This window comes from Candidatus Kryptobacter tengchongensis (assembly GCF_001458555.1).
GTDB lineage: Bacteria > Bacteroidota > Ignavibacteria > Kryptoniales > Kryptoniaceae > Kryptonium > Kryptonium tengchongense.
On sequence record NZ_CZVH01000021.1, the window covers coordinates 48,643 to 73,897 of the forward strand.

Annotated in this window: 22 protein-coding genes; 15 read left to right on the plus strand and 7 right to left on the minus strand. The window is 36.3% G+C overall.

Annotated features, from left to right (window positions below; genetic code table 11):
• Window positions 1-77: 77 nt before the first annotated feature.
• The 3 genes from AT685_RS08655 to AT685_RS01790 are packed head-to-tail and all read right to left on the minus strand — an operon-like array spanning window position 78 to window position 1,512.
• On the minus strand, window positions 78-209 hold the full coding sequence (locus tag AT685_RS08655; protein WP_267886269.1) for a hypothetical protein: 132 nt from the start codon (window positions 207-209) through the stop codon (window positions 78-80).
• Window positions 206-1,015 carry an orotidine-5'-phosphate decarboxylase gene (gene pyrF, locus AT685_RS01785; protein ID WP_072151324.1) on the minus strand — a complete coding sequence of 270 codons (810 nt, stop codon included), beginning with the start codon at window positions 1,013-1,015 and terminating at the stop codon, window positions 206-208. The genes AT685_RS08655 and pyrF overlap by 4 nt, the downstream gene beginning before the upstream one ends.
• A 2-nt stretch (window positions 1,016-1,017) precedes the next feature.
• On the minus strand, window positions 1,018-1,512 hold the full coding sequence (locus AT685_RS01790) for a hypothetical protein (RefSeq protein ID WP_072151290.1): 495 nt from the start codon (window positions 1,510-1,512) through the stop codon (window positions 1,018-1,020).
• Window positions 1,513-1,716: 204 nt separating this feature from the next.
• Here AT685_RS01790 and AT685_RS01795 point away from each other — a divergent pair, with 204 nt between their 5' ends.
• The 15 genes from AT685_RS01795 to AT685_RS01865 all read left to right on the plus strand — a co-directional run bounded on the left by AT685_RS01795 (window position 1,717) and on the right by AT685_RS01865 (window position 20,024).
• Entirely contained in the window at window positions 1,717-2,181 is a 465-nt protein-coding gene (locus AT685_RS01795) for an Lrp/AsnC family transcriptional regulator (protein WP_072151291.1), read from the plus strand.
• A gap of 14 nt (window positions 2,182-2,195) precedes the next feature.
• Window positions 2,196-3,857 carry an ammonium transporter gene (locus AT685_RS01800; RefSeq protein ID WP_072151292.1) on the plus strand — a complete coding sequence of 554 codons (1,662 nt, stop codon included), beginning with the start codon at window positions 2,196-2,198 and terminating at the stop codon, window positions 3,855-3,857.
• An 18-nt stretch (window positions 3,858-3,875) separates the two neighbouring features.
• Window positions 3,876-4,463, plus strand: coding sequence for an SPFH domain-containing protein (locus AT685_RS01805; RefSeq protein WP_072151293.1), 588 nt, complete (start codon window positions 3,876-3,878; stop codon window positions 4,461-4,463).
• A gap of 23 nt (window positions 4,464-4,486) precedes the next feature.
• Window positions 4,487-5,416: a flotillin domain-containing protein gene (locus tag AT685_RS01810; RefSeq protein WP_072151294.1), complete on the plus strand. Its 930-nt coding sequence runs from the start codon at window positions 4,487-4,489 to the stop codon at window positions 5,414-5,416.
• Between the two features lie 26 nt (window positions 5,417-5,442).
• Window positions 5,443-6,864 (plus strand): type I glutamate--ammonia ligase, encoded by a 1,422-nt coding sequence (gene glnA, locus AT685_RS01815; protein ID WP_072151295.1) that lies wholly within the window; start codon window positions 5,443-5,445, stop codon window positions 6,862-6,864.
• A 120-nt stretch (window positions 6,865-6,984) separates the two neighbouring features.
• Window positions 6,985-7,527, plus strand: coding sequence for an RNA polymerase sigma factor (locus AT685_RS01820; protein ID WP_072151296.1), 543 nt, complete (start codon window positions 6,985-6,987; stop codon window positions 7,525-7,527).
• The gene (locus AT685_RS01825; RefSeq protein WP_072264206.1) at window positions 7,520-7,981 is read left to right on the plus strand and encodes a zf-HC2 domain-containing protein; all 462 of its coding nucleotides are present in this window, start codon (window positions 7,520-7,522) and stop codon (window positions 7,979-7,981) included. Before AT685_RS01820 ends, AT685_RS01825 begins: the two co-directional genes overlap by 8 nt.
• 14 nt (window positions 7,982-7,995) lie before the next feature.
• The gene (locus AT685_RS01830) at window positions 7,996-8,424 is read left to right on the plus strand and encodes an energy transducer TonB (RefSeq protein ID WP_143713072.1); all 429 of its coding nucleotides are present in this window, start codon (window positions 7,996-7,998) and stop codon (window positions 8,422-8,424) included.
• A gap of 169 nt (window positions 8,425-8,593) precedes the next feature.
• Window positions 8,594-11,161 carry an Ig-like domain-containing protein gene (locus tag AT685_RS01835; protein WP_159420453.1) on the plus strand — a complete coding sequence of 856 codons (2,568 nt, stop codon included), beginning with the start codon at window positions 8,594-8,596 and terminating at the stop codon, window positions 11,159-11,161.
• A gap of 140 nt (window positions 11,162-11,301) precedes the next feature.
• Window positions 11,302-12,453 carry a 1-deoxy-D-xylulose-5-phosphate reductoisomerase gene (locus AT685_RS01840; RefSeq protein ID WP_072151300.1) on the plus strand — a complete coding sequence of 384 codons (1,152 nt, stop codon included), beginning with the start codon at window positions 11,302-11,304 and terminating at the stop codon, window positions 12,451-12,453.
• Between the two features lies 1 nt (window position 12,454).
• A complete protein-coding gene (rseP, locus tag AT685_RS01845) occupies window positions 12,455-13,774 on the plus strand; it encodes an RIP metalloprotease RseP (protein WP_072151301.1) in 1,320 nt (439 codons plus the stop codon).
• Between the two features lie 82 nt (window positions 13,775-13,856).
• Window positions 13,857-14,927 (plus strand): hypothetical protein, encoded by a 1,071-nt coding sequence (locus AT685_RS01850; RefSeq protein WP_072151302.1) that lies wholly within the window; start codon window positions 13,857-13,859, stop codon window positions 14,925-14,927.
• Between the two features lie 16 nt (window positions 14,928-14,943).
• Window positions 14,944-15,627 carry a FecR family protein gene (locus AT685_RS01855; RefSeq protein WP_072151303.1) on the plus strand — a complete coding sequence of 228 codons (684 nt, stop codon included), beginning with the start codon at window positions 14,944-14,946 and terminating at the stop codon, window positions 15,625-15,627.
• Window positions 15,628-15,635: 8 nt separating this feature from the next.
• Entirely contained in the window at window positions 15,636-18,017 is a 2,382-nt protein-coding gene (locus AT685_RS01860; protein WP_072151304.1) for a hypothetical protein, read from the plus strand.
• Between the two features lie 3 nt (window positions 18,018-18,020).
• Window positions 18,021-20,024 carry a CHASE2 domain-containing protein gene (locus tag AT685_RS01865; RefSeq protein WP_072151305.1) on the plus strand — a complete coding sequence of 668 codons (2,004 nt, stop codon included), beginning with the start codon at window positions 18,021-18,023 and terminating at the stop codon, window positions 20,022-20,024.
• Here the strand turns inward: AT685_RS01865 and AT685_RS01870 are convergent.
• The 4 genes from AT685_RS01870 to dnaE all read right to left on the minus strand — a co-directional run bounded on the left by AT685_RS01870 (window position 20,014) and on the right by dnaE (window position 25,121).
• Window positions 20,014-20,796 carry a type III pantothenate kinase gene (locus tag AT685_RS01870; RefSeq protein WP_072151306.1) on the minus strand — a complete coding sequence of 261 codons (783 nt, stop codon included), beginning with the start codon at window positions 20,794-20,796 and terminating at the stop codon, window positions 20,014-20,016. The two genes, AT685_RS01865 and AT685_RS01870, sit on opposite strands and share 11 nt — an antisense overlap.
• On the minus strand, window positions 20,780-21,226 hold the full coding sequence (locus AT685_RS01875) for an arsenate reductase ArsC (RefSeq protein WP_072151307.1): 447 nt from the start codon (window positions 21,224-21,226) through the stop codon (window positions 20,780-20,782). Before AT685_RS01875 ends, AT685_RS01870 begins: the two co-directional genes overlap by 17 nt.
• A 65-nt stretch (window positions 21,227-21,291) precedes the next feature.
• A complete protein-coding gene (trxA, locus tag AT685_RS01880; protein ID WP_072151308.1) occupies window positions 21,292-21,627 on the minus strand; it encodes a thioredoxin TrxA in 336 nt (111 codons plus the stop codon).
• Window positions 21,628-21,641: 14 nt separating this feature from the next.
• The gene (dnaE, locus tag AT685_RS01885) at window positions 21,642-25,121 is read right to left on the minus strand and encodes a DNA polymerase III subunit alpha (protein WP_072151309.1); all 3,480 of its coding nucleotides are present in this window, start codon (window positions 25,119-25,121) and stop codon (window positions 21,642-21,644) included.
• Window positions 25,122-25,255 lie beyond the last annotated feature (134 nt).

Sequence of the window (25,255 nt, forward strand, 5' to 3'; positions counted from 1 at the left end):
GGTCTTATTTTTGTTTTTAAATTTGTAATATTTTTTCAAATTTTACTAATTGCGAAGAAAAAATCAAAGAATGGAACTCAACCAACTTTTGTTTGGAGGTGCCATACAAGGTATAAAAGCACAAGCGTGAAAATAATGTAAAGAATATAGATAAAATTTGAGAAGAATTCTTTAAAAAGAGCCCAGATCTCGGCAAATGATTCCTTCATATGTTTTCCAAAATTTTGTTTATTTTTTCTTTAAATTCCACCGCTTTTTCCCTTGCCTTTTGAGCAAAATTTTTGGAATTTGAGGCATAAATAATTGCACGACTTACATTTATAAGAGCAATTTTATCTTTGTTAACCCCATATTTCAACGCAAGTTCAAGATTCCCTTTTTGCTCTCCAATTCCCGGTATTAAAAACAATGTTTCATCGGATAATTCACGAACAAGTTTTATGTCTTCTCCTTTCGTTGCCCCAACAACAAAACCAAGATTTTTAAACTTTGAACTTATAAATCTTTCTGCAATATGTTGGAAAACAAATTTATCAGCACATTTTAGATATTGAAAGTCAAAAGCTCCCTGATTTGTGCTTAAAACCACAACGAACACAAATTTATCCCCAAACTTTACAAAAGGTTCAATTGATTCAACTCCAAAATATGGATTAACTGTGATTGCATCTGCCCCAAGTTCAACAAACAAACTTTTTGCATACATTTCGTTAGTTGAGCGTACATCACCACGCTTTGAATCAAGGATAACAGGTATATCTTTAGGGATTGCATCAATTGTTAATTTTAAAATTTCAAATCCACGGGCACCAAGCGCCTCATAAAATGCGGTGTTAATTTTATAAGCACAAACAACATCGTAAGTTGCTTCAATTATATCGCGGTTGAACTCCAAAATAGAATTAATTGATTTTGGAAAATTATTTGGAATTTTTTCAATGTTGGTATCAAGCCCAATGCAAAGAAGGGAATTATTTTTTGCAAGTGCTTTTTTGAGTTTATAAATAAAATCCATCTTCAAGATAAAACCTTATCTTCAATCTTTTGAAGTCGCCTTAAAATATCTCCAATGACAACATTTTCCTTTTTCAGAGATTCAACCTCTCTTGTAAGTTCGCCAATTTTTTCAACCAATGAATTTATCATAAATACCACATTATCAATTCTTTTATTCGTATCATCAATCCTTAAACTCAACTCAGATCTTGTTTCGTCAATCCTTGCATTTAACTCGGTTCTTAATCCATCAATCCTTTCGTATAGTTCAGCTCTCAACCCATCAATTCTTGCGTATAGTTCAGCTCTCATTTCATCAATTTTTGCATATAGTTCGGTTCTTAGCTCATCAATTCTGCGACTTATTTCGTTAATGTAAGCGTTTGTATCGGAAAGGCGTGCAGAGAATTCATCCATTCGTCCGTGAAGTTTAGAAATGTCTTGTTTTATAACTTCAATTTCAGGCAAAATTACGGCTTTTATTGCTTCAATTATTTTACTTGTTGCATTCGCCATTTAAATCTCCATTTAATGAGTTTTTCTAAATTTAAAACAATTTTTAGATAAATTCAATCCCGTTTGAAGAACTTGAAATTAGCAAAGATAAAATCCTGCGCTATTATAGCCCCTCCCCCACTTGACAATCTAATTTTTATTTGTTATATTTAAGCGTATTTTCTCCTAAAAAATTTAGGTAAAAATAAAAATTGACCTAAAATTATGTTAAAAATTGACGATATTGACCTTAAAATTTTAGACATTCTCCAGAAAAATGGAAGGATAAAGCGTAATGACCTTGCTCAAATCGTTGGACTTTCTGTTCCATCGGTGAGCGAAAGGTTAAAAAAGCTTGAAGATGAAGGGATAATAAAAGGATATACCGCCTTACTTGATTCAAAGAAGCTGGGGAAGGATATAACAGCATTTGTCTTTGTTTACATTGATTCGTCAAGGAATTATCCTTTATTTATTGAGAGGGCTATGGAGGTTGAGGAGATATTGGAGTGCCATTCAATCACGGGTGAGGGATCACACCTTTTGAAAGTTAAAACTGAGAACACATCAACGCTTGAAAAACTTCTTGCGAGAATTCAATCTTGGCCAGGTGTTACTGGGACTAAGACGAATATCGTTTTATCAACGATTAAAGAAACAACGAGAATAAAAATTTTTAATGAGGATTGAACTAAAGTTTTTAAATGGAGGTGTTATCGGTGGGCGAATTTAAAATTGTTGCTGATACGGTTTGGACTATGATAGCTGGTTTTCTTGTTTTTTTCATGAATCTTGGTTTTGCAATGCTTGAAGCGGGGCTTCAAAGGAGTAAAAATGCTGTTAATATCTTAATGAAAAATTTTGTTGTTTTTTCTGTTTCTTCAATTTCTTTTTTCATCATAGGTTGGGGTATTATGTTTGGAGATGGGAATGATTTTTTCGGTATCAAAGGTTTATGGTTTGTTTCGGGGCAGGATAATTCCCCTGCGACTGGCGAAAGTTATCTTGGCGTGTATAAAGCAATAAGTTGGGCATCAGTTCCATTATGGGCGAAATTTTTCTTTCAACTTGTTTTTGCTGGAACATCTGCGACAATTGTGTCCGGAGCTGTTGGGGAAAGGATAAAGTTTAAAAGTTTTCTAATTTTTTCATTCTTGATGATTTCGTTTATTTATCCAGTTGTTGGGCACTGGATTTGGGGTGGTGGATGGCTTAGTAAACTCGGATTTCTTGATTTTGCTGGTTCAACTGTGGTTCATTCCGTTGGTGGCTGGTCTGCGCTTACAGGAGCGATATTACTTGGTCCAAGGCTCGGCAAATATAAAAATGGAAAGATTAATCCAATCCCTGGACATGATTTAACACTTGCTACGCTTGGGGCGTTTATCTTGTGGTTTGGATGGTTTGGTTTTAATCCCGGGTCAACTATGTCGGCAAATTTCTCATATATAGCAAAAATTGCAACAGTTACGAATATGTCCGCAGCTTCAGCAACTTTGTCAGCCTTAATAACATCATGGGTTTTCTTGAGGAAGCCTGATTTAACGATGGTCCTTAATGGATGTCTTGCGGGTCTTGTTGCTATAACCGCTCCGTGTGCTTATGTTTCAGTTTTTTCGTCCCTTTTAATTGGCTTTACGGCTGGTGTGATCGTTGTCTTTTCCGTTTTGTTGTTTGATAAGCTTAAAATTGACGATCCAGTTGGGGCTATATCTGTTCATTTGATGAATGGAATTTGGGGAACGCTTACGGTAGGTTTATTTCATGAGGAAGAGGGTTTAATAAACGGGATGGTAAAGTTGTTAAAAGTGCAACTTTTGGGTGTGATTGTTGTTGGCGTATTTGCATTCACGATTTCATTTGTTCTTTGGCTTATTATAAAAGAAATTTTGGGATTAAGAGTTTCAAAGCAAGAGGAAATTGATGGGCTTGATCTTACTGAACATGGTCAGGTGTGTTATCCTGAATTTTCAATCCTTGGGTCAAGTTCTTTTGCAGTTGAGTTTCAGGAAATTGAACATGAAAAAGTTCCAGAAGTTAAGAAAGTATCAAAGAGAAAACCTCCAATCACTTTGGAAAAGCCCAAGATACTTGAGGCGGAAAGGGCAGATGAAAATAAAAGTTTCAAAATCAAGGTTGAGAATCTGGATAAGAAAGTATTTATCAATCTATGGCGTCAGATGTGTTCGGGGGATTGGAGAAAATTACCCTTGGAATTTAAGGAGATATATCCGAATGTTAAATTATTTTCTGGGGACGAAATTTTATTTTCAAAGGGCAATCCAGATGTCATAGTTGAAAAATTCGCTAAAGTTTTGAGTAGAGCGGGTTTTAAAGGATTTAAGATAAAAATTATAAAAGAGTAATAAAAGGAGGTGTTAAGTATGCTGTGGGTTATTTTTGTTTTTTTCGCTTTGCTTGCAATTTCTATTCTTGCATTTACCTTACTTTATGTTAAGACTCCACCACACCTTGCTTTTGTGAGGACTGGATTCGGGGGTAGAAAAGTTGTGATAGATGGCGGTTCAATTGTTTTACCTATAATTCAGGACATTCAATGGATATCGCTTAAAACATATAAGCTTGAGGTTTTTAAATCAGGTCGTGAGGCTTTTATAACGAAAGATAAGTTAAGAGTTGATATTGGAGCCGAATTTTATGTCAAAGTTGAACCAACCGAGAAAAGCATAGAGATGGCATCAAGAAGCTTGGGTGAGAGCTCGTTTTCTGAAGATGGAATAAAAACTCTTGTCGAGGAAAAACTTATCTCAGCATTAAGAGCTGTTGCTGCGACAATGGATATGGTTGAAATTCATGAGAATAGGCGATTATTTGAAGAAAGGGTTATGGAAAACTTAAAAGATGCCCTTCTTCAAAATGGACTTACACTTGAAAATGTCTCCGTATATTACCTTGATCAAACAGATAAAAACTATTTTGACCCAAACATATATTTGATGCAGAGGGATTAAGGCAGATAACAGCTCAAACTTCAATGAGGTTGAAGGAGAGGAACGAAATAGAAAGGGAAACAGAAGTTGCGATAAAGCAAAAGGATGTTGAAACCTTCAAATTGAAACTCCAACTTGACAAGGATAAGGCTTTTGCTGAAGCTGATCAAAGTTATCAGGTGGAGACATATAAAGCGAAACGGTATGCTGAAATTGAGCAATTTAAAGCTGAGCAAGATAGGATAGCCCGTGAGGCTGTGATCCAAAAGGAACGTTCTATAAGAGAGGCTGAAATTCAAAGTGAAACAGCTTTGGTAAAACAGGCAAAATTTAAAGAGGAAGCCGAGATTGAAAAGCAAAGGGTGATTGAGCAATTAAAGCGTGATGTTGAAATATCAATTTTGCTTAAAGAAAAGGAAAAAGCAGAGGCTGAGGCTTTGAGGTTGCAAGCGAACGCAGTTGAAGAAGAAGCAAAGCAAAAGATAATAACGGTTGCGGAAAAAGCAAAAGCTGAGAGATTGAAGGAAATCGCATTGATTGAAGCATTGAAGGAACTTGAAGTCGCTGAGCAAAAAGCTAAAGCGGTTGAGATATTGGCTAAATCAAAGATGAAAGAGGGTGAATCGGAGGCCTTTGTTAGAATGAAGAAATTTGAGGCGGAAAATGTTTTAAGTGAAAAGATAATCAACAGAGACATTCTATTGAATTTAATTGAAAAAGCCCCAAGTATATTGGGTGAGCTTATGGCGCCCGCAAAAAATATAGAGGGAATTAAAATACTTCAAATAGATGGGTATCGCCCCGACAATTTGCAATCTTCCTCAATTCCAGTTGGAATCATCAACGCAATAATTGGAGCAAGCGCTTTGATCCCAATTTTGAGGGAATTAATAGATTTTGCGAAGGTGGATAAAAATGTCGTTGAAAAAATAGCGGAATATATCCCAGGTATAAAGGGAACAACTAAACAATAAATTAAAAACAAAATTGATAAAATCTCATGAAAAACGAAGCAATTGAAAATGTTTTTAGAATGATCAAAGAACATAAAGTTAAAATGGTTGACTTAAAGTTTATGGATTTCCCAGGTCAATGGCAACATTTCAGCGTCCCTGTGCATGAGTTAACAGAAAAATCGTTTGAAGAGGGATTTGGATTTGATGGTTCAAGCATCCGTGGATGGAAAAGCATAAATGAAAGCGATATGCTCGTTATCCCTGATCCGACAACTGCTTTCATTGATCCATTTATTGAGGTTCCAACGATAAGCTTAATATGTGATGTTTATGATCCTTTAACGAAAGAAAAATATGAAAGATGTCCTCGTTATATTGCTCAAAAAGCGGAAATGTATTTGAAGTCAACAGGAATTGCTGATACGGTTTATTTTGGACCGGAGGCGGAATTTTTCATCTTTGATGATGTTCGTTTTGATCAGAATGCGCATGAGGGATATTATTACATTGATTCAATTGAAGGGCAGTGGAATTCAGGGCGAGATGAAAAGCCAAATCTTGCTTATAAGCCAAGATATAAAGAAGGTTACTTCCCTGTTCCCCCGACTGACTCGCTCAATGATATAAGAAATGAAATGGTGTTGATTATGGAGCAATGTGGTCTTGAAGTTGAAGCGCAACATCATGAGGTTGCAACTGGAGGTCAATGTGAGATTGATTTTCGCTTTGCTCCACTTGTGAGATGTGCAGATAACCTTTTGATCTTTAAATATATTGTTAAGAATGTTGCACGAAGACATGGAAAAACCGCTACATTTATGCCTAAGCCATTGTTTGGGGATAATGGTTCTGGGATGCATTGTCATCAAAGTCTGTGGAAAAATGGACAACCATTGTTCTACGGCAATGGTTATGCGAATTTAAGTGAAATTGCACTTTATTACATCGGTGGAATCTTAAAACATGCCCCAGCTTTATGTGCTTTCACAAATCCGACAACTAATTCGTATAAACGCCTTGTCCCTGGATTTGAAGCCCCCGTAAATCTTGCTTATTCACAGCGGAATAGAAGCGCAGCAATCCGTATCCCCGTCTACTCATCAAGTCCAAAGGCAAAGAGAATTGAAGTGAGATTTCCCGATGGTTCTTGCAACCCGTATCTTGCTTTCTCAGCAATGCTTATGGCCGGGATTGATGGAATCATAAACAAAATTGACCCCGGCGAACCATTAGATAAGGATATCTACGCTCTTCCGCCAGAGGAATTAAAAAACATTCCTTCAACCCCAGGTTCACTTGAAGAAGCGCTGAGAGCGCTTGAAAAGGATCATGAGTTTCTTTTAAGGGGCGATGTCTTTACAGAGGATGTGATAGAAGCGTGGATAAAATATAAATGGGAAAAAGAAGTAAACCCGATGCGTATGCGTCCCCATCCATATGAGTTCGTTATTTATTTTGATGTGTGAAAACTGTCCCCACTTCGGTGGGGGCTTACCCTTATTAAGATTTGCAGAAACCTTTTCACACCTTTGGGGTTATATAGGTAGAAAGGAATCAAATTCCCTTTAAAATGAGCGTATTGAGAGGTGCCAGAAAGTGATTGGGAAATATTTGAAAGAGTTAAAAATGGAGATGAATTAGCGTTTAAGGAAATTTATGAGAAATTTAAGCTTCCACTATATAGATTTTGTTTGCGGATGGTTTTTGATGAAGATACGGCAATTGACATAGTTCATGATGTTTTTATGAAGATATATGAAAATAAAAATTTGATTGAACCTGCTTCTTTTTCCCTTTCAACTTTGCTTTTTAAAATAGCCAAAAATAGATGTTTAAACTTTCTGCGAGATAGGAGAGAAAAAATTCAGGTTGATAGTGTTGAGATAAATTCAGGTTGTGATGTTGAAAAAAATTTTGAAGTCATTGACGCAAAAGAGAAATTGCAAAGAATTTTGAACTTACTTGATGACGATTATAGAGCGATTTTGATTTTGAGAGAGTGGAACGGTTTAAGTTATAGCGAAATAGCAAAAATTTTTGACACGAGCGTTTCGGCTGTTAAGGCAAAACTTTTCAAAGCGAGAAGAAAATTAGCAGAAATTTACAAAAAATATTACGGAGATGAGTAAAATGAAATGCGAAGATATTCAAGAAATACTTAGTTGTTTTGTTGATGGGGAACTCAATGAAAACATTGATTATGCGTTTTCTCATGTTTTTTCATGCCTTGATTGTCAGGAATTTTTAAAAGTCACACTTAAATTTAAAGTTGATGCAAGTAAAGATAAAATTGAATTTCCCGAGGTAGAAGAATTTGAAGTTAAAGGAAAAGGAAACTTGATAAGAAGATTTGTGAGATCTTTAAAGGTTGAAATTCCTATTCCAACGGGACTTCTTTCGGCAGTTGTGGTTATGTTGTTTTTACTTTCCTTTTTGCTTGCTGTTTTTGTCTATGATAAAGCGATGATGGTTGAACAAGGTAAGTTCCAGGTTCCAGTTCACAAGGAAAAAACACGAATCGTGGTTGTTTATGGAATACCGCAGGTCATAGTTTACCCTGATATGAAAATAAAAGAAAAATAAAAGGAGTGAAAATTATGGTTCGGAAAATTTTTATTCTTATGTTGGCGGTGATTTTTATTGCCTGTCAAAAGTCAAAAGAAAATGGGGATTTAAATTCCGAGATATTGCCTTTGACCCCGAAGGCTGAAATCAATAAAGAAAGTTATGCTATGATAGTAGATACCCCGCCAGGGATAATAGGTGGATTAGAAGCAATTCAGAAGAAAATTAAATATCCAGATAGCGCGATAAAAAACGGAATTGAGGGAACTGTGTATGTGATGGCTTATATAAATGAAAATGGAGAAGTTGATTTTGCTGAAGTTATAAAGGGAATAGGTTACGGTTGTGATGAGGTAGCAAGAGATGCTGTTTTACAGATGAAATTTACATCACCCTATCATCAAGGCAAGCCAGCAAAGGCAAGAGTAGTGGTGCCAATAAGATTTAAAATGAGAAAATAAAAAATAGAACAATAGCCCAGCAACAGCAAAACAGTTTGTGACTCGGTTTTAAAAGCGGTGAAGAGGGATTTTTTATCTCGGGGTAAAATCTGCACTAAATTATTGCGCAATATTTAATCATTTCATTATTTTATAGATGAGAAAAACAAAAACTCTGTGTGAACTTTTTATGAGAAGATTAATCATAATTTTTACGCTGTTTTTATATGTTGGCGTTTCTGCTGATGACCTGAAGAAGTATTTTCAACTTGCAGGTGACGAATTTGGTGTCCCAGCTGAATTACTTGAAGCGATTGCATTTGTGAATACAAGATGGGTTCATATTGAGCCTGAAAAACTTGAACCAGCTTGCAATGGTAAACCGCCTGCTTATGGGATAATGGGCTTGCACGATGATAATTGGTTTGGACATAGTTTAGTTGAAGGAGCTAAATTGATTGGCGTTCCAGTGGAGGTCGTCAAGAAAGATTTATATCAGAACATAAGAGCTGCATCTGCGTTGCTTGCCAAACTTTCAAAGGAAAGGGGATTGAAAAAGGGAGTTGCAAAGATTGAAGATTATAAAGATGTCCTCGCAAAGTTCAGCGGAATTCCTCAACCAGAGATAGCTCAGATTTTTGCATACGATGTTTATAAGGTTTTGTCAACAGGGTTTGAAGGGTTTGGTATAAAGATTGAGAAAATGGAAATTGATATGTCAATTTTTCCAGATGATTTATTTGAAAGAGCAAATTTAAAAATTGTAAAGCCAGATGAAATAAATTCAGAAGATTATCCCCCAGCTGTTTGGGATCCGAGCCCAAATTATACAGAAAATAGACCTTACACAACAAGAATTGTAATTCATGTGACTCAAGGGAGTTTTGCTGGTTCAGTTTCTTGGTTGAAAAATCCAGCATCAAATGCGAGCGCACACTATGTTATTCGGAGTTCCGATGGGTATATAGTTCAACTTGTAAGAGAAAAAGACAAAGCGTGGCATGCAAGATGTTGGAATAATTTCACACTTGGGATTGAACATGAAGGTTGGATTCAAGAGCCAGATCGTTGGTTTACCCCTGTTATGTATCTTGAATCCGCCAAACTTGTGAGAAATATGGTTAATAGGTGGGCAATCCCGGTAGATAGTAATCACATAATTGGGCATAATTTCTGGCAACAACCGCAGTGGCCAGTTGTCCGTCAAGAATGGGATTTTGCCACTTATGACCCTATATCAACTTATCCTACATCCTGCAATAATCATACAGACCCGGGATCTGGATGGAACTGGAGTTATTATTTAAGTTTAATTCGTTCTAACCAAGTTCCGCCGAAAGTTATTTCAGTTGTGCCTGAGTCTGGGGCTCGTAATTTTCTTGCTTATAAATCTGTTGTGATTAATTTTTCTGTGCCAATGGATAAAGCATCTGTTGAAACAAATCTTATTATGACTCCCGCTGATACGGTGACATTTATATGGAGTTCTGATCAGCGAACGCTTGAGATAAAACCTAACAAGTTTTGGGAATTTTCAACAACATACACGATAAAGATTGATACAGGAGCTAAGAGTGTTTTTGGTTTAAAGATTGACGGTGATGGCGATGGAGTGCCAGGAGATCCGTATTACATTGAGTTTACGACGACCGCACCTGATATCTATCCCCCAATTGTTGAAAAGGGTTATCCAACGGGTGAGAATGTGAGTATATACGCAGAGATGAAATTTGTATTCAACGAGCCGATTGAAAGCGCAAGTTTGGCAAGCAGAGTTAAGTTAGTTGATGAAAATGATCAGACTATTTCAATTACTGGGGGTAAACATGTTATAAAGAATGACAAAAGTATAGTTACATTTAAACCTTCAAGCCCGCTTTCAAACGATAAAATTTACAAAGTTAAGTTTTTGGCTGGTCTAAAGGATTTATTTGGCAATGCAACGACATCTGATTATGTTTTTGTTTTCAAAACCGAGCCGGGGATTTTCTATCGTGGAAATGTAATTGATTCTTTTGAAACAATTGGTTCGTGGTGGAAACCAACTCAAAGCGGAAGCACAACAGGTATAGACACAAGCGTAACTAATTTCGTTATCTCCGGGGAGAAAAAGATAAGTGCTTCAAACTCTGGTAAATTAATTTATAAATTCACCGGTGAAACTGGCGGAGTTGTAAGAGTTTATAATTCCTCAAAGCCGACAGTTTCAGATGCGAGTGGAGATATTGGACTGTGGGTTTATGGTGATTTGAGTGGAAATCAACTTGAATTCTGGTTTTACAATCCAAATAATTACATTGTAAATCTTGGTCCTGTAAATTGGTATGGATGGAGGTTTATCTCATTCCCAATTTCGTCTGTTCCTGGCTCAAGCAAGCAATTTCACAGCATTGTCATAAGACAGTCCCAAGGTGCTGATAAAGAGGGAGAAATTTATTTTGATGATTTACAAGTTGGCGGAAGAATTACTGCTGTTGCAGATAATACATTGCCATTGGAATTTTCGCTTGAACAAAATTACCCAAATCCATTTAATTCATCAACCTTGATAAGGTTTAGTTTGCCTCAACGTATGTATGTTAAACTTTATGTTTACGATGTTCTTGGAAGGTTCATTGCTTCTGTTGTTGATGAAGAGCTTGAGGCTGGGATTCACACTGTAAAGTTTGAAGCGGAGGATTTGCCTTCGGGTGTTTACTTCTACAGAATTGAAGCTGGACAATTTCTCAAGGTTAGGAAAATGGTTTTGGTAAAGTAAAAGTCCCTGTCTCTTGTGTTTTGAATTGTGGGGGTGTTCAATAGCGATTTTACATTTTAAATTATCGGTTAAATTTGTTTTATTTTTTGTAGTTTCATAAATTGTTTTTGTGATAAGCTTGAAAAAATTTTTTGACGGTGATGAAGAATATCGCAATCCTTGGGTCAACTGGCTCAATAGGAAGAAATGCAATTGAAGTAATTAGAAATTTTCCTGACCGATTTAAGGTTACTTATCTTGCGGTAAATAAAAACATAGAGCTTCTTTTTGAGCAGGTAAAGCTCTTAAGACCAAGAGGTGTGGTGATTTTTGATAAAGAAAAAGCAAGGGAATTTTCAAATTTTGTCAATGGCGAGATTGAAGTTCTTTCTGGAGAAGAAGGATTGCTTGAGGTTGTTAGTAGAGATGATGTTGATGTTGTTTTAAATTCACTTGTTGGATTTTCTGGATTGAAGCCGACGATAAAAGCAATTGAAAGCGGAAAGAGAATCGCCCTTGCAAATAAAGAAACACTTGTTGTCGCAGGTGAGATAATCACAAAACTTTTAAAGGAAAATAATGTTGAACTTATCCCTGTTGATAGCGAACACAATGCTATTTTTCAGTGCCTCGTTGGAGAGAATGTTTCAGACATTAACAGAATAATTTTGACCGCCTCTGGTGGACCTTTTCTTTACAGGGATAAAGTTGAGCTTGAAAATGTAACAGTTGAAGAAGCGTTGAAACACCCAAACTGGAAAATGGGAAATAAGATAACAATTGACTCTGCAACTTTGATGAATAAAGGGCTTGAGGTGATAGAAGCACACTGGCTTTTTGGGTTAAGCGTTGATAAAATAAAGGTTGTAATTCATCCACAGTCAGTGATTCACTCCATGGTTGAATTTGTTGATGGTTCTATAAAAGCGCAACTTGGTGTGCCAGATATGAAAATTCCAATTCAATATGCTTTGACTTACCCTGAGAGAACCTATGCAGATTATGGTAGAGTGGATTTTGTAAAACTTGGTCAAATGACATTTCTTGAACCGGACCTTGATAAATTTGAATGTTTAAGAATTGCCTATGAGGTTGCAAGTATTGGAGGGACTTATCCGACTGTTTTAAATGCTGCAAACGAGGTTGCTGTTGAAGCTTTTCTTAATAAAAAAATCAAATTTACGAAGATACCAGAGATAATAAAGAGAGCAATTGATGCGCATAAACCTAAATTTAACCCTGAACTTGAAGACATTTTAAGGGTTGATTCAGAAACAAGAAAATTTGTAAAAAATTTGGAGGAAATAAGTTAAGATGGAGGTAATAAAGACAATATTTTACTTTGCTATAACAATTGGTGTTCTCGTTCTCGTCCATGAATTTGGTCATTTCATAGCTGCAAAGCTTTCAAAGATGCGAGTTGAGGTTTTCTCTATTGGATTTGGGACGAGGTTAATTGGCAAGAAAATTGGTGAGACAGATTATAGAATCTCTGCTTTTCCTTTGGGGGGTTATGTTAAAATTGCTGGTATGGTTGATGAAAGCTTGGATACAGGTTTCTTGGGTTCAAAGCCCGAGCCCTACGAGTTTAGAAGCAGACCGTTCTATCAAAAATTTTTTGTTATAACAGCTGGTGTAATTATGAACATGCTTCTTGCTGTGTTTCTTTTTTGGGCGGTTTTTATGGTTCAAGGTAAAACATTCAGAGATGTGAATGAGGTTGGATATATAGTTCCGAATTCGCCCGCTTTTGAAGCGGGATTTAAAGAAGGTGATAAAGTTTTAACTTTGAATGGGAAAAGGATAAATTATTGGGACGATATAATAAGAATAGCTTTCGTTGATGATTTGAACAAGGATCTTCTATTTGAGGTTCAGCGTGATGGCGAGAAAAAGTTTATATTGATTCCACGTGAGAAAATACCCGAGTTTTCATCTGAGGAAATTCTTGGAATTTTGCCTAAGCATATTGAAACGATGGTGATGGCAGTTGAACCAGGTCGTCCAGCTGAAAAAATTGGGATACAACCCAAAGATGTGATAATTTCGGCAAATGATGAAAGAATTTATAGTCCTTCACAACTTACATCAATTATAAGATCAAACGCTGGCAAAGAGATAACATTGAAAATAAAACGAAATGATAAAATTTTTGAACAAAAGGTAACCCCCGATCCTGATGGAAGAATTGGGGTGCAAATTACAGGCGTTTACAATGGTCCAGTGAAAAAAGAAAGCTATAATCCAATTGAAGCACTGTGGATTGGAGTTAGAGAAACCTATAGGGTTTCGGCTTTAACCATAAGTGGTATAAAACAGCTCATCACTGGGAAAATTCCTATTCAGAAGGGGATTGCTGGACCTATAAGAATTGCGAAATTTGCTACTCAAAGTGCGGATATAGGTTTTACCGCCTTCCTTGGATTTATGGCTATTTTAAGCATAAGTCTTGCATTTCTTAACATCTTCCCCTTCCCTGGACTTGATGGAGGACACCTTGCAATTTTGATAATTGAAGGAATTATAAGAAAGGAACTTTCATATAAAGTTAAAATTGCAATTCAGCAGGTTGGCATCGTCATTCTTATAATTTTGATGATATTTGTGCTTTATAACGATATCGTTCATTTTTGACTTGTGATTTTACTCACTGAATTAAAAACATGGCGAGATTTAAATTTAAAACGAGGATAAAAATAAAATTTTGGAGTGTGTTATGAAAAAATTTTTGATTTTTATACTTTTTACAACGCTTGCCCTTGGGCAAGTCAGGATACAAGTTACTGCTCCAGCCACACTTGACCAAGTGAATATCGCTGATCTTGATGTTAGTAAGTTAAAGGATTTACCGCTTTTATTTACTGTAATGATCACGAATTCTGGCGACCCGATCAGAGTGAAGCTGCATTTTCAAGTATTTGTGAGAATAGGGAATGAGCCTGAAGATATTTTAGCTGACGCATGGAGTTTGCCATTCACAGTGGAAAGGGGTGGATTAAGTTTTACCAATCAAGATCTTGCTTCGGGGCGAACGGGTATAAAAAGCGATGGAGGAAGAACGCAAATTTATGAGGATAAGATAAAAAGGATAAAAGATCTCGCTCAATCAACGGGAAGATTACCAGCTGGAAGATATAGGTTTTTGATTCAAATCTTGAACGAAGCGGAGCTTTCAATTCTTGACTCATGGGAGAAGGTTTATGAGGTGACGAATCCATCAAGGATTGACCTTGTTTCACCAGCGTATCAATCCGAGGTAAGGACGCAATTTCCAATTTTCAAGTGGATTGCTCCATATTTTAAAGAATTTGAGATTTCTGTTTATGAGAAGCTTCCGAATCAAGAAACACCTGAGGAGGTTGTTTCAGGTGATAGAAATTTGAGATGGAAGTATAAAACAACCGAAACTCAGGTTCAGTATCCTCAGGAAGCTCTCCCACTTGAAGATGGCAAGACATATTTCTGGTATGTTAAGTCATATATTCAGGGCAGTCGTGGGACGGAGGAGGTTAAAAGTGAAATATGGAGCTTTGATGTTAAGCTTGGTGTGCCAGTCACAACGAGAATAACCCCAAGCCTTACTCCCGATCAGAGGCGAAATCTTGAAAATCTTGTAAAGGTTTTAAGGTCAAGTGGCAATTCTGAACTTGCAGATTTGCTGAATGATATTGTGTCTGACCTTGTGATTTTAGTTGATGGAAGACCAGCAACCCCAGCTGAAATTGAGGAAATCCTTAAACTTTTAACGGACAAGGGTAAATACGAAGTAATAATTGAAGAAAAATAAATTTTGATTTGGAAAGATGAAAAGGGAAATTTTTAAACTTGGGCTAATTTTAACATTTGCAATTTTGTTTTTGGGTTTTGTTAGCTATGCTCCAACAATTGCTGTTATCCAACTTGTTAAGAACAAAGCATATCATAAACCGCCAAAAATTGAAGAATGGAAACCAGCTCAGAAAGGATTGGGGCTTGAATCTGGGGCACTTATCAAAACAGATGAAAAATCTTTTGTCCTTGTGAAGTTCCTTGACGGAAGTTTTCTCAGGGTTGATGAAAACACGGTGATTGAAATTGTGGGTGAAAATCCGAAAGGAAATTATTCCCGAAAAGTTAATATTGAAAACGGTGGTGTTGATTTCAAAGTGACGAAGGTTAAAGGTAAATTTGAATTTACAACACCTTTGTCCGTTGCTACAATAAGGGGGACGGAAGGAGTTTTAATTTCCAGAGCTGATGCGGATACTTTGATGGTTAGAGAAGGCATGGTTGATTTTTTGAACAAAATTTCAAATACAAGCAAAACTGTTGGAGCGGGGGAAATTGGAATATCAAGAAAGGATGGAGAAATTTTAACTCGCTCAATGACTGAATTTGAACTGAGGAAATCTCAAGAAATAAAAAGATCAATTGAAAAGAGGGAGATTGAGATAAGAGGTAAAACGGGGGAAGGAAAAGAAATCAAAATTAAAATCAAAGAAAAATAAATACCCCCATGCACAAAATTTTCGCTGTTTTTATTTTAATTTTTCTTTTTGTGACAATTTCCCCCGCCCAAACAAAATATGTTTTGAGCGTTGTCCCAACTCAAAAAGGTATAAGCGGGGAGAACTTAAAATTGAGAATTGAATTCGCAAATGTTGCAGAGATAGCTGAAGTAAAATTATTTTATAGGTCAGCTGGTGAAAGTGAATTTAATCAGATTGAAATCCCATTATCCCGTGAAAACATTGTGATTGTGACGATCCCCGGGAAGAATGTAAAGGCACCTTCGCTTGAAATGTTCATTGAAGTTGTGAATAAAAATCAAGAATTAAGTTATTTCCCGGGCAAAAGCAGAGATGAGTTTATGCAAGTACCTATTTCAGGTTCCGAGGACTCAGAAGCGATCATAATTTTAAGCCCTGAAAAAGGAGCAAGCCTTCGCCCGGAGGATTTGATTGTATCCGCTTCGCTTATAGAGGTTGAAAATTTTGACCCTGGGAAAACTCAAATCTTGTTTGATAATGTTGATGTAACAAATTGGGCAATGATTTCACCTGAACTTGTTACTTTCGTCCCCGATAATTTTAATTTTCAAATTAAACCCGGCGTTCACAAAGTCACTATAATTTTGAAAGATACACTTGGCAAAATCGTTGCAAGAACTTCGTGGGAATTCAATGTTTTGTCCCCTGTTGAGGTTGTGCAAAGAGAGAAGATAAATTATGGGGCGAATTTTGAACTTGAACTAAGGCAAGAATCGGTTAAAAATAGCAGTAATTTTTATATTCGTGGCAGGGGTAATTTCAATGGTAATTACAGATTTTTAAACTTTAACACAAATCTTTATTTGACAAGCGAAGAACGTTCAAATATTCAACCACAACATAGGTTTTTGATTGAGGGTAATTTGTCCGACTGGGTTAAAATTGGGTTTGGCGATGTTTATCCAAATTTTTCATCGCTTGTGCTGAGCGGATATAGAGTTAGAGGTTTCTATGGGAAAGTTGATCTCAGATATTTCCAAATTGAGGTTGTAAACGGTGAAACGAAAAGAGAGATTGAAGGGGCACTTTTAAGGGAAATACCTATTGATAGTTTATCAGAGACGCTCCCGCAAAATAGTATTTATGATACAGCGAGCGGGAAAGTTTTTGTTTATAATTATGGAGTTTACAAGAGAAATCTTTTCGCTGTAAAACCTGCCTTTAAGTTCAAGAAAAATTTTGAACTTGGTTTCACATATCTTGTTTCAGAAGATGATAAAGGGTCAATAAGGTTTGGTGGCAATCCACAAAAAAATGTCGTTTTAGGCTCAAATCTTTTGCTTTCTTTGGATAACACGAGGACTGAAATAAGGGCGCAAGGTGCGCTAAGCGTAAGAAATGAGAACTTGAAAGCGAAAAGCTGGACGGATGAGGACATTGATTCGCTTTTTAAAGATACACCAAGTTTGAGAGATAATTTGAAAAAGTACCGCCCTTTAATTGAAAAGTTTATACCAGTAAATCAATATGTAGTTCCAATAAATCCGCTTGGATTCTCCAGCCTTGCTTATGAGATCGGGGTGAACTTGAATTATTTTGGGAATTTTTTCAAGTTTGATTATATCTTTCACGGGAACGAGTATTTATCTTTCGGGCAACCATATTTGAGGCAAGATATTCGCGGGTTCAAAGTTTTTGATAGGTTGAGGCTGTTGAGAAATCAAGTATTTTTGACATTCAGGTTTGAAAATTTAAGTGATAACACAAAAAAACAGCGTGATTATACCACAAACTTTGTTACATGGGAAGTTTCGGCGATGTATTCGCCACTTATGAATTTACCAAATCTTTCATTAACATATTCGCAATCAACCAGTGATAATGGAGTGCCTAATGCGGATACACTTAGAGCATTGAATGTAAGTGTGAATAAGTTAAGTTTTGACATAAGTTACAGTTTTGAATACATATTTAGAAATCGTGTGAATTTCACCTTTTCTCTGACTGGCTCTGACGATAGAACGATATTAAATTCTGATTTTAAAAATGTGAATCTCCTTCTTTCGCTTTATTCTGATGTTAGAGAAAATATTCGTGGTAATTTTATATTGGCTTTTAACAGTTCAAAATTTAAAAGACCTATTTTTGATACTGCGAATAAGTTTATTGGGGTGCGTGATGAAAAGTTTAATTATGTTTCATTTGGTGGTGGAGCTGATTACAGACTTGGGAAGACGCGGGTTTGGGGTAATCTTGCACCAAGTTTTGGGGATTTGAGGCGACTTTATATTTATTTCGGTGGATCTTATGAGGTTGCCCGAAATCAAAGTTTAAATTTCAATTGTAATTTGCTTTTCTATAGCTATGTTGATGTGGTTGCGTATTTAACATACAGGATAAGTTTTTGAGAGATGGATAAGAAAGTTAAATATGAAGTTTTAAAAATTTCTCTGCTTGTTGCGTTTTTGAGCGCTATAATTTCTTTTATCACAGCTGAATATATTTCCACTTTAAAGGGGGTTGAGTTGAGGACGATAGATTTACGTTTTAATTACAGAGGAAGTGTTTTTAATTTTGCGGATTCCTCAGATATTGTAATTGTTGCGATTGACGAGTCTTCGCTTGATCGGGCTCCTCATAGGTGGCCATGGCCGAGAAGTTATTATGCTAAATTGTTAAGAAATTTAAAGAAAGCTGGGGCTAAGATTGTAGCTTTTGATATCAATTTTGATTCTCCCGATAGAAATCCCGAGAACGACGCTGAATTTAGAAGGGCGGTTGAAGAAGTTGGGAATGTAGTTCTTGCAGGTCGTGAGGCAAAAGGGGCAGCTTTAAAAGGTAGAATTATTGAAGCGAAAAATTTTCTGAGGAACATCTTCATTGGGACAATGGGTTCGTATCCGGGGATAGTTGAGGTTTTACGCGATTATGATGGCGTTTGCCGAAGATATGTGCCCGTTTTTTCCGCAGGTGATACAGTTTTCCCAAGCTTTGGACTTGCGATTTTGCTTTTATATTATGGATTTACAATTGATTCAGTTTATGATTTACCACCAAGGCATCCTTTTGAGAATGGTTTTTTTAAAATTGGCAGTTTGAAAATTCCCAAGTTTGATGATAAAACTTGGCTTATAAATTTTGCTGGACCAGCGGGGACTTTCAAATATATAAGTTTAATTGATGTACTTGATGATGAAGATTTTAAAACGAAGGATGAGCTTATATATGGCGATATAAACACATTTGATAACCCCGAATTTGGGCTTCTTCACGATAAGGTTTTCAAAGATAAAATTGTTATAGTTGGCAGTGCAATTCCAGAATTTAAAGGGGAGCTTGGTGATCTTTTACCAAGCCCGTTTGTTAAGGATGAGAGCAATCTTATGTATGGGGTTGAGATTCACGCAAACGCTGTTGCAACTATTCTTGAGCAAAAATTCATCGTTAAAATTTCTGGTTTTGCTTCATTTTTGATAATTTTTATGATTTCTTTGTTAAGTTTTGCGCTCGCTGTTGGGGTAAGACATTTAAAAATTCGCCCAGAATTTTTAACTGAAATCTTTGGGGTTTTAAGTTTAATTTTACTTTTTGTTTTGTGGAGTTTTGTTGTCATCATTTCTTTCAATAATAATTTCCTTCTCCCTGTGGTGTCACCAGTTCTTGGTGGCACTATTGCTTATATTGGTTCAATAGTTTATCAGTATTTAACCGAGAGAAAACAAAAAAAGCTCATAAAGACGATATTTGGCTATTATGTTCATCCTTCCGTCGTTAATCAACTTGTTTCAAATCCTGAACTTGTTCGTCTTGGTGGTGAGAAAAGGGAGATGACGGTTTTATTTTCAGATTTATGGAACTTCACAACTATAAGTGAAGCGTATCCACCAGAGTTTATTTTCAATCTTTTGAATGAATATTTTGATTCAATGACAAAAGTGGTATTCAAATACGGGGGGACGCTTGATAAATATATTGGTGATGCGATTGTTGCTTTTTGGGGTGCTCCAATTTATTATGAGGATCACGCTTTACGGGCATGTCTTTGTGCATTAAAAATGCAATTTGAACTTGAAAAATTGCGGATAAGATGGGAAAAAGAGGGGAAACCATTGCTTCATATGAGAATCGGAATTAACACTGGTGAAATGATCGTCGGAAACATTGGTGGTTACGGTAGATTTAATTATACAGTCATAGGGGATAGTGTAAACCTTGGTGCACGACTTGAGGCGATAAATAAAGAGTTTGGAACAAGCATAATCATAAGTGAATATACCTACGAAAAAGTTAAAGGTTTTTTCAAAGTAAGAGAGATAGGTGAAATAACAGTGAAGGGGAAAACAAAACCCGTAAAAATTTACGAACTTCTTGATGTTCTGCTCTCGGAGAAGAAACTTATCAAGGTTATGGAGTGAAGTTTTTGTTTTTTAGTCTGGTATAAATTATATAAATTCCATCAAGGACAAGCGACGGTTCATAAAAATCAATTACATTTGTTCGCTCAATTATTGTTTTTGCAAGCCCACCCGTTGCGATAACCTTTGAATGCTGACCTATGATATTTTTAATTCTTTTTATCATTCCTTCCATTGCGTCAATAGCTCCATACATTATCCCAGATTGCATACTTGCGACAGTGTTTTTCCCTATCACATCTCTTGGGAAATGAAGCTCAATCTTGGGTAATTTCGCGGCTCTTCTGTGAAGTTCAGCAGCGCTTGTTTCAATCCCTGGGGCTATAACTCCACCAAGATATTCACCATTTTCGGATACTACATCATAAGTTGTTGCTGTCCCAAAATCAACAACTATAATAGGTCCCCCATATTTTGTATAACCGGCAACGGCGTTGCACAGCCTGTCAGCACCTACAGCGCTTGGGTCATCATATAAAATTTTTATCCCGAGATCAATCTCAGCTGAAACGATAATCGGATCAATTTTGAAATGCTTTTGGCTCATCCAGACGAAAATATCTGTAAGATTCGGAACAACAGATGAAATCCCAACCCCACTTATACTTTTTATATCTATATTCACATCGTTGCAAAAAAATTTGACGAGAAACCAAGCTTCATCTTCTGTTCTCGTTATTAAACTTGAAACTCTCCAATCGTGAAGCAATTTCCCATTTTTGTAAATTCCGAAAACAGTGTGTGTGTTTCCAATGTCAATTGCCAGAAACATTTTCCGTTTGAGATTTTGTTTGAATTTCATTTATGAAAGAAATGATATGTTCCTTAATCTCATCTCTAACTTTTCTGAAAACTTTCATTTTTTCTTCTATTGTTCCAGTTGCTTCGGCTGGATCTTCAAAACTCCAGTGAATCCTTTTTGTCTCCCCAGGGAAAGTAGGACATGATTCCTTGGCTTTGTCACAAACTGTTATTACATAGTCAAAACTTTGTCCGAGAAACTCAGTTACGCTTTTTGATCTGTGATTTGAGATATCAATTCCAATTTCTTTCATTGCTTCAATTGCGAGAGGATGGACAAATGATGGGTGAGTCCCTGCAGAGAAAACTTCAAATTTATTATCCCCCAAATGTCTTAACAATCCCTCTGCCATTTGGCTTCTACAGGAATTTCCAGTGCAAAGGAAGAGAACTCTTATCATTTTCTAAATTTTTTTATTTGAAATGAAAAATAAAAAGGGAGACTTGCGTCTCCCTTTTAGAAAGATCACACTGGCAAGAGATATTTTTCAAGTTTTGCGAGAAGATTTTTCTTAGGCATCGCTCCGACTATTTGTTCAATGACCCGACCATTTTGAAAAAGCAAAAGAGTTGGGATGCTCATTATTCCGTATTTCATCGCCGTTTTTGGATTATAATCAACATTTAATTTCCCAACTTTTAATCTGTCAGCGTATTCATTTGCAATTTCTTCAATTATTGGAGCGATCATCCTACATGGAGCACACCACTCAGCCCAAAAATCTACAAGCACAAGCTTATCTGATTTAAGAACTTCATCCTCAAAGTTCAAATCAGTTAATTCAATTATGTTTTTTGACATTTTTATCCCTTGATTTATTTTGGAATTAGTTTGATATTTTTCTCTCCGAACAATTCTTTTAAACTGTTAATCAAATCAGTTGATGGTTTGACAAGGTTATAAGGAATTTCAAACTTTTGAACAAAAGTTCCGCTATTTACAACATCAATCTCAATTATGCAGTTTCCCTCTTCACACTTTCTGAGAAGTTCGGATAATTTTTCTACCTTTTCTGGGGTTTCATTTTTATCTACTGTAATGATGACTTTGTGTATAAATCTTTCCTTTGCCTCTTCAAGGGGACAAACTTCTTTGACAGTGATTCGCAAGGAATTCCCTTGCTTTTTTGCTTCACCCGTGACTAAAACGAGCGCTTCAACATAAAGATGCCTTGAATAATTTTTATAAACATCGCTGAAAGCAACACATTCTGCTTTTCCGGTGAAATCTTCAAGTTCAAAAATTAACATTTGATTTTTATTCTTATCAAGTTTTGTTTCCATGTCAGTTATAACACCACATACGCGGACGATCTCTCCGTCATGGACCGAATCTGGGTCTCCAAGTTTTGCAGTTGAAAAAGTTTGAACCTCGTCAAAGTATCTCATTAGCGGATGTCCTGAAACATAGAAACCGAGGACATTCCTTTCATATGAGAGTTTTTCCATTTCACTCCAAGGTTCAACATTTGGAAGCGGTGGATAATTTTCTTCTGTTGAACTGTTGCTGAAAAGATCAAACAGACCCACTTGCCCGTTTTTCTTGTCCTTCTTGGTTTTTTCACCATAGTTCATTGCCATTTCCACCGCTTGCAGAAGCTGTGCTCTATGTCCACAGTTTAAGGAGTCAAACGCACCTGCTTGGATCAAGCTTTCAATTGCTCTTTTATTAACAACTCTTAAATCAACTCTTGCGCAGAAATCAAATAAATTTTTAAATTTGCCCCCCTCGTTTCTAACTCTGATTATTTCATTTACTGCGTTCTCACCAACATTTTTAATTGCACCAAGCCCAAACCTTATTGTTTTCTGATTTATGACCGTGAAATCAAGATTACTTTCATTGACATCTGGAGGTAAAACTTTAATTCCCATCCTTCTACAATCTTCAATAAATTGCACTATTTTATCTGTGTTGTTCAATTCGCTTGACATTGTCGCAGCCATAAATTCAGCAGGAAAATGAGCTTTAAGATACGCAGTCTGATATGCAAGATAGGCGTAGGCAACAGCATGACTTTTATTAAATCCATATGATGCAAATTTTTCAAGCATGTCAAAAATTTCTTCAGCAGTTTTTTTATCAACCCCATTTTTAACAGCGCCGTCAATAAACTCATTTCTTTGTTTTGCCATAAGTTCTTTGTCCTTTTTACCCATGGCTCTTCTCATAAGGTCAGCTTTTGCAAGCGAAAATCCAGCAATCTGATTTGCAATTTGCATCACTTGCTCCTGATAAACAACAATTCCAAATGTTTCTTTTAAAATCGGCTCAAGCTTTGGATGGAGATATTCAATAGGTTTTCGTCCGTGTTTTCGTTCAATGTAATCATCAATCATATTTATTGGACCTGGTCTATAGAGTGCGTTCATCGCAGCAAGGTCATTAATGTTAGTTGGTTTTAACCTCCTTAGGTATTCTTGCATCCCAGAACTTTCAAATTGGAAAACCCCAACTGTTCTACCCTCACCAAGAAGTTGATATGTTTTTTCATCATCAAGTGGTATTTCATCAATGTTTATTTCAATTCCATAATTTTGCTTAACTAGTTTTAATGTGTTAACTATGACGGTAAGCGTTCGTAACCCAAGCATGTCAACTTTTAGAAGCCCGGCTTTCTCAAGATAATCTTTATCATACTGTGTCATCAATTCAGTTTGTGGAGTTTGATAGAGTGGAACATAATCGCTTATGTCCCCGGGTGCGATGACGATCCCTGCAGCATGTGTTGAAGGATGGCGATTTAAACCCTCAAGAATAAGTGCATATTTGACGAGTTCTTTTAATTTAGGATCGGTTGTATTTTTAAGCCATTCAAGTTCAGGTCTCTCAAGCGCTTCATTTAAAGGCAATGGTTTACCCAGCTGAACAGGTATATTTTTCGTAATTGAATCAACTACTTGAAGTGAAATTCCAAGAACCCTTGCAACATCTCTTACCACTGCACGAGATGAAAGAGTTCCAAATGTTATTATCTGCGCAACGGATTTCTCACCATATTTTTTCTTAACATACTCAATCACGAGCTCTCTTTTATCATCCGCAAAATCAATGTCAATGTCCGGCATTGAGACTCGTTCGGGATTCAGAAATCTTTCAAAAAGTAAATCATGCTTTAGGGGGTCAATATTTGTAATTCCAAGTGCATATGAAACTATTGAGCCTGCAGCTGAACCACGCCCTGGACCAACAGCGACTCCCATCTTTCTTGCTTGATTTATAAAATCATGCACAATGAGAAAGTAAGTTGAAAATCCCATCCTTTTAATCACATCAAGTTCATATTTGAGCCTATCTTCAACTTCTCTGGTTATTGTTTTGTATCTTTTCTGCAACCCTTCCCAGGCAAGTTTTTCAAGATATTCATCCGGGGTTTTTACGCCAGCGTCTTCCGGAATTGGAAAATGGGGCAGATAATTTTTCCCGAGCTCAATTTCAAGATTACATTTCTCTGCGATTTCAAGCGTTGTTTCAATCGCTTCGGGAAAATCTTTAAATGCTTGATACATCTCCTCAGCTGTTTTGAAATAAACTTGATCTGTTCCATATTTTAGTTGGTAGATGTCCCTGACGGAATTTTTATCTTGAATTGAAATGAAAATGTTGTGAGGAATCGCGTGTTCTTGTTTAATGTAGTGACAATCGTTTGTAGCAACGAGTTTTATCCCTAATTCTTTTGAAAGCCGTGGCATCCCTTGTAAAACAGGTTGTTCTTTATCTATGAAGTGATTTTGAACTTCAAGATAAAAATCATCCCCAAAAATTTCTTTAAATTTTTTAGCCATTTTCTTAGCACCTTCATAATCACCATCAACAAGGTAAGTTGAAACAACACCACCGATGCATGATGAAAGGGCTACAAGTCCATCTTTATATTTTTCAAGGACTTCAAAATCAATCCTCGGTTTATAGTAAAATCCTTCAGTGTGACCAATGGTGATTAGTTTTATCAGATTTTTCCAACCAATTTCATTTTTCGCAAGCAGAACGAGATGTTTGTAATGTGTTTTTTTATTTCTCACCGCAAGATCTGATTCTTCATCTTTGCTTCCCTTCGTTTTATCAAATCTTGATCCTTCCGTGACTATGTAAACTTCACTCCCAATGATCGGTTTTATACCTGCTTCCTTTGCTTTAATGTAAAACTCAAGTGCACCGAATAAAACTCCGTGATCGGTTAACGCAACTGCCGACATTTTGTTTTGAACGGCAGATTCAATAATTCCATCAATTGTGCTTATGGCATCAAGAATACTGTAGTGGGAATGATTGTGGAGATGAACAAACTCCGCCATTTATCACCTTTGTTTTTATTTAACAGCTTTGGAAATAGGGACACGAAAATATAAAAAGTAAGTTTTAAAAATTCAAAAATTTAATTCGTAAGTTTGGGAAGGTAAGACAGGTTAAGACAGAGTTTAACACATTG

Coding starts and splice junctions, on each gene's coding strand:
- AT685_RS01875 (WP_072151307.1), bottom strand. CDS start 21,226: ATGATAAGAGTTCTCTTCCTTTGCACTGGAAATTCCTGTAGAAGCCAA.
- AT685_RS01840 (WP_072151300.1), top strand. CDS start 11,302: ATGAAGAATATCGCAATCCTTGGGTCAACTGGCTCAATAGGAAGAAAT.
- AT685_RS01810 (WP_072151294.1), top strand. CDS start 4,487: ATGAGGTTGAAGGAGAGGAACGAAATAGAAAGGGAAACAGAAGTTGCG.
- AT685_RS01825 (WP_072264206.1), top strand. CDS start 7,520: ATGAGTAAAATGAAATGCGAAGATATTCAAGAAATACTTAGTTGTTTT.
- AT685_RS08655 (WP_267886269.1), bottom strand. CDS start 209: ATGAAGGAATCATTTGCCGAGATCTGGGCTCTTTTTAAAGAATTCTTC.
- AT685_RS01800 (WP_072151292.1), top strand. CDS start 2,196: ATGGAGGTGTTATCGGTGGGCGAATTTAAAATTGTTGCTGATACGGTT.
- pyrF (WP_072151324.1), bottom strand. CDS start 1,015: ATGGATTTTATTTATAAACTCAAAAAAGCACTTGCAAAAAATAATTCC.
- AT685_RS01835 (WP_159420453.1), top strand. CDS start 8,594: ATGAGAAGATTAATCATAATTTTTACGCTGTTTTTATATGTTGGCGTT.
- AT685_RS01790 (WP_072151290.1), bottom strand. CDS start 1,512: ATGGCGAATGCAACAAGTAAAATAATTGAAGCAATAAAAGCCGTAATT.
- AT685_RS01855 (WP_072151303.1), top strand. CDS start 14,944: ATGAAAAGGGAAATTTTTAAACTTGGGCTAATTTTAACATTTGCAATT.
- AT685_RS01860 (WP_072151304.1), top strand. CDS start 15,636: ATGCACAAAATTTTCGCTGTTTTTATTTTAATTTTTCTTTTTGTGACA.
- AT685_RS01830 (WP_143713072.1), top strand. CDS start 7,996: ATGGTTCGGAAAATTTTTATTCTTATGTTGGCGGTGATTTTTATTGCC.
- glnA (WP_072151295.1), top strand. CDS start 5,443: ATGAAAAACGAAGCAATTGAAAATGTTTTTAGAATGATCAAAGAACAT.
- AT685_RS01865 (WP_072151305.1), top strand. CDS start 18,021: ATGGATAAGAAAGTTAAATATGAAGTTTTAAAAATTTCTCTGCTTGTT.
- dnaE (WP_072151309.1), bottom strand. CDS start 25,121: ATGGCGGAGTTTGTTCATCTCCACAATCATTCCCACTACAGTATTCTT.
- AT685_RS01805 (WP_072151293.1), top strand. CDS start 3,876: ATGCTGTGGGTTATTTTTGTTTTTTTCGCTTTGCTTGCAATTTCTATT.
- trxA (WP_072151308.1), bottom strand. CDS start 21,627: ATGTCAAAAAACATAATTGAATTAACTGATTTGAACTTTGAGGATGAA.
- rseP (WP_072151301.1), top strand. CDS start 12,455: ATGGAGGTAATAAAGACAATATTTTACTTTGCTATAACAATTGGTGTT.
- AT685_RS01795 (WP_072151291.1), top strand. CDS start 1,717: ATGTTAAAAATTGACGATATTGACCTTAAAATTTTAGACATTCTCCAG.
- AT685_RS01850 (WP_072151302.1), top strand. CDS start 13,857: ATGAAAAAATTTTTGATTTTTATACTTTTTACAACGCTTGCCCTTGGG.
- AT685_RS01870 (WP_072151306.1), bottom strand. CDS start 20,796: ATGTTTCTGGCAATTGACATTGGAAACACACACACTGTTTTCGGAATT.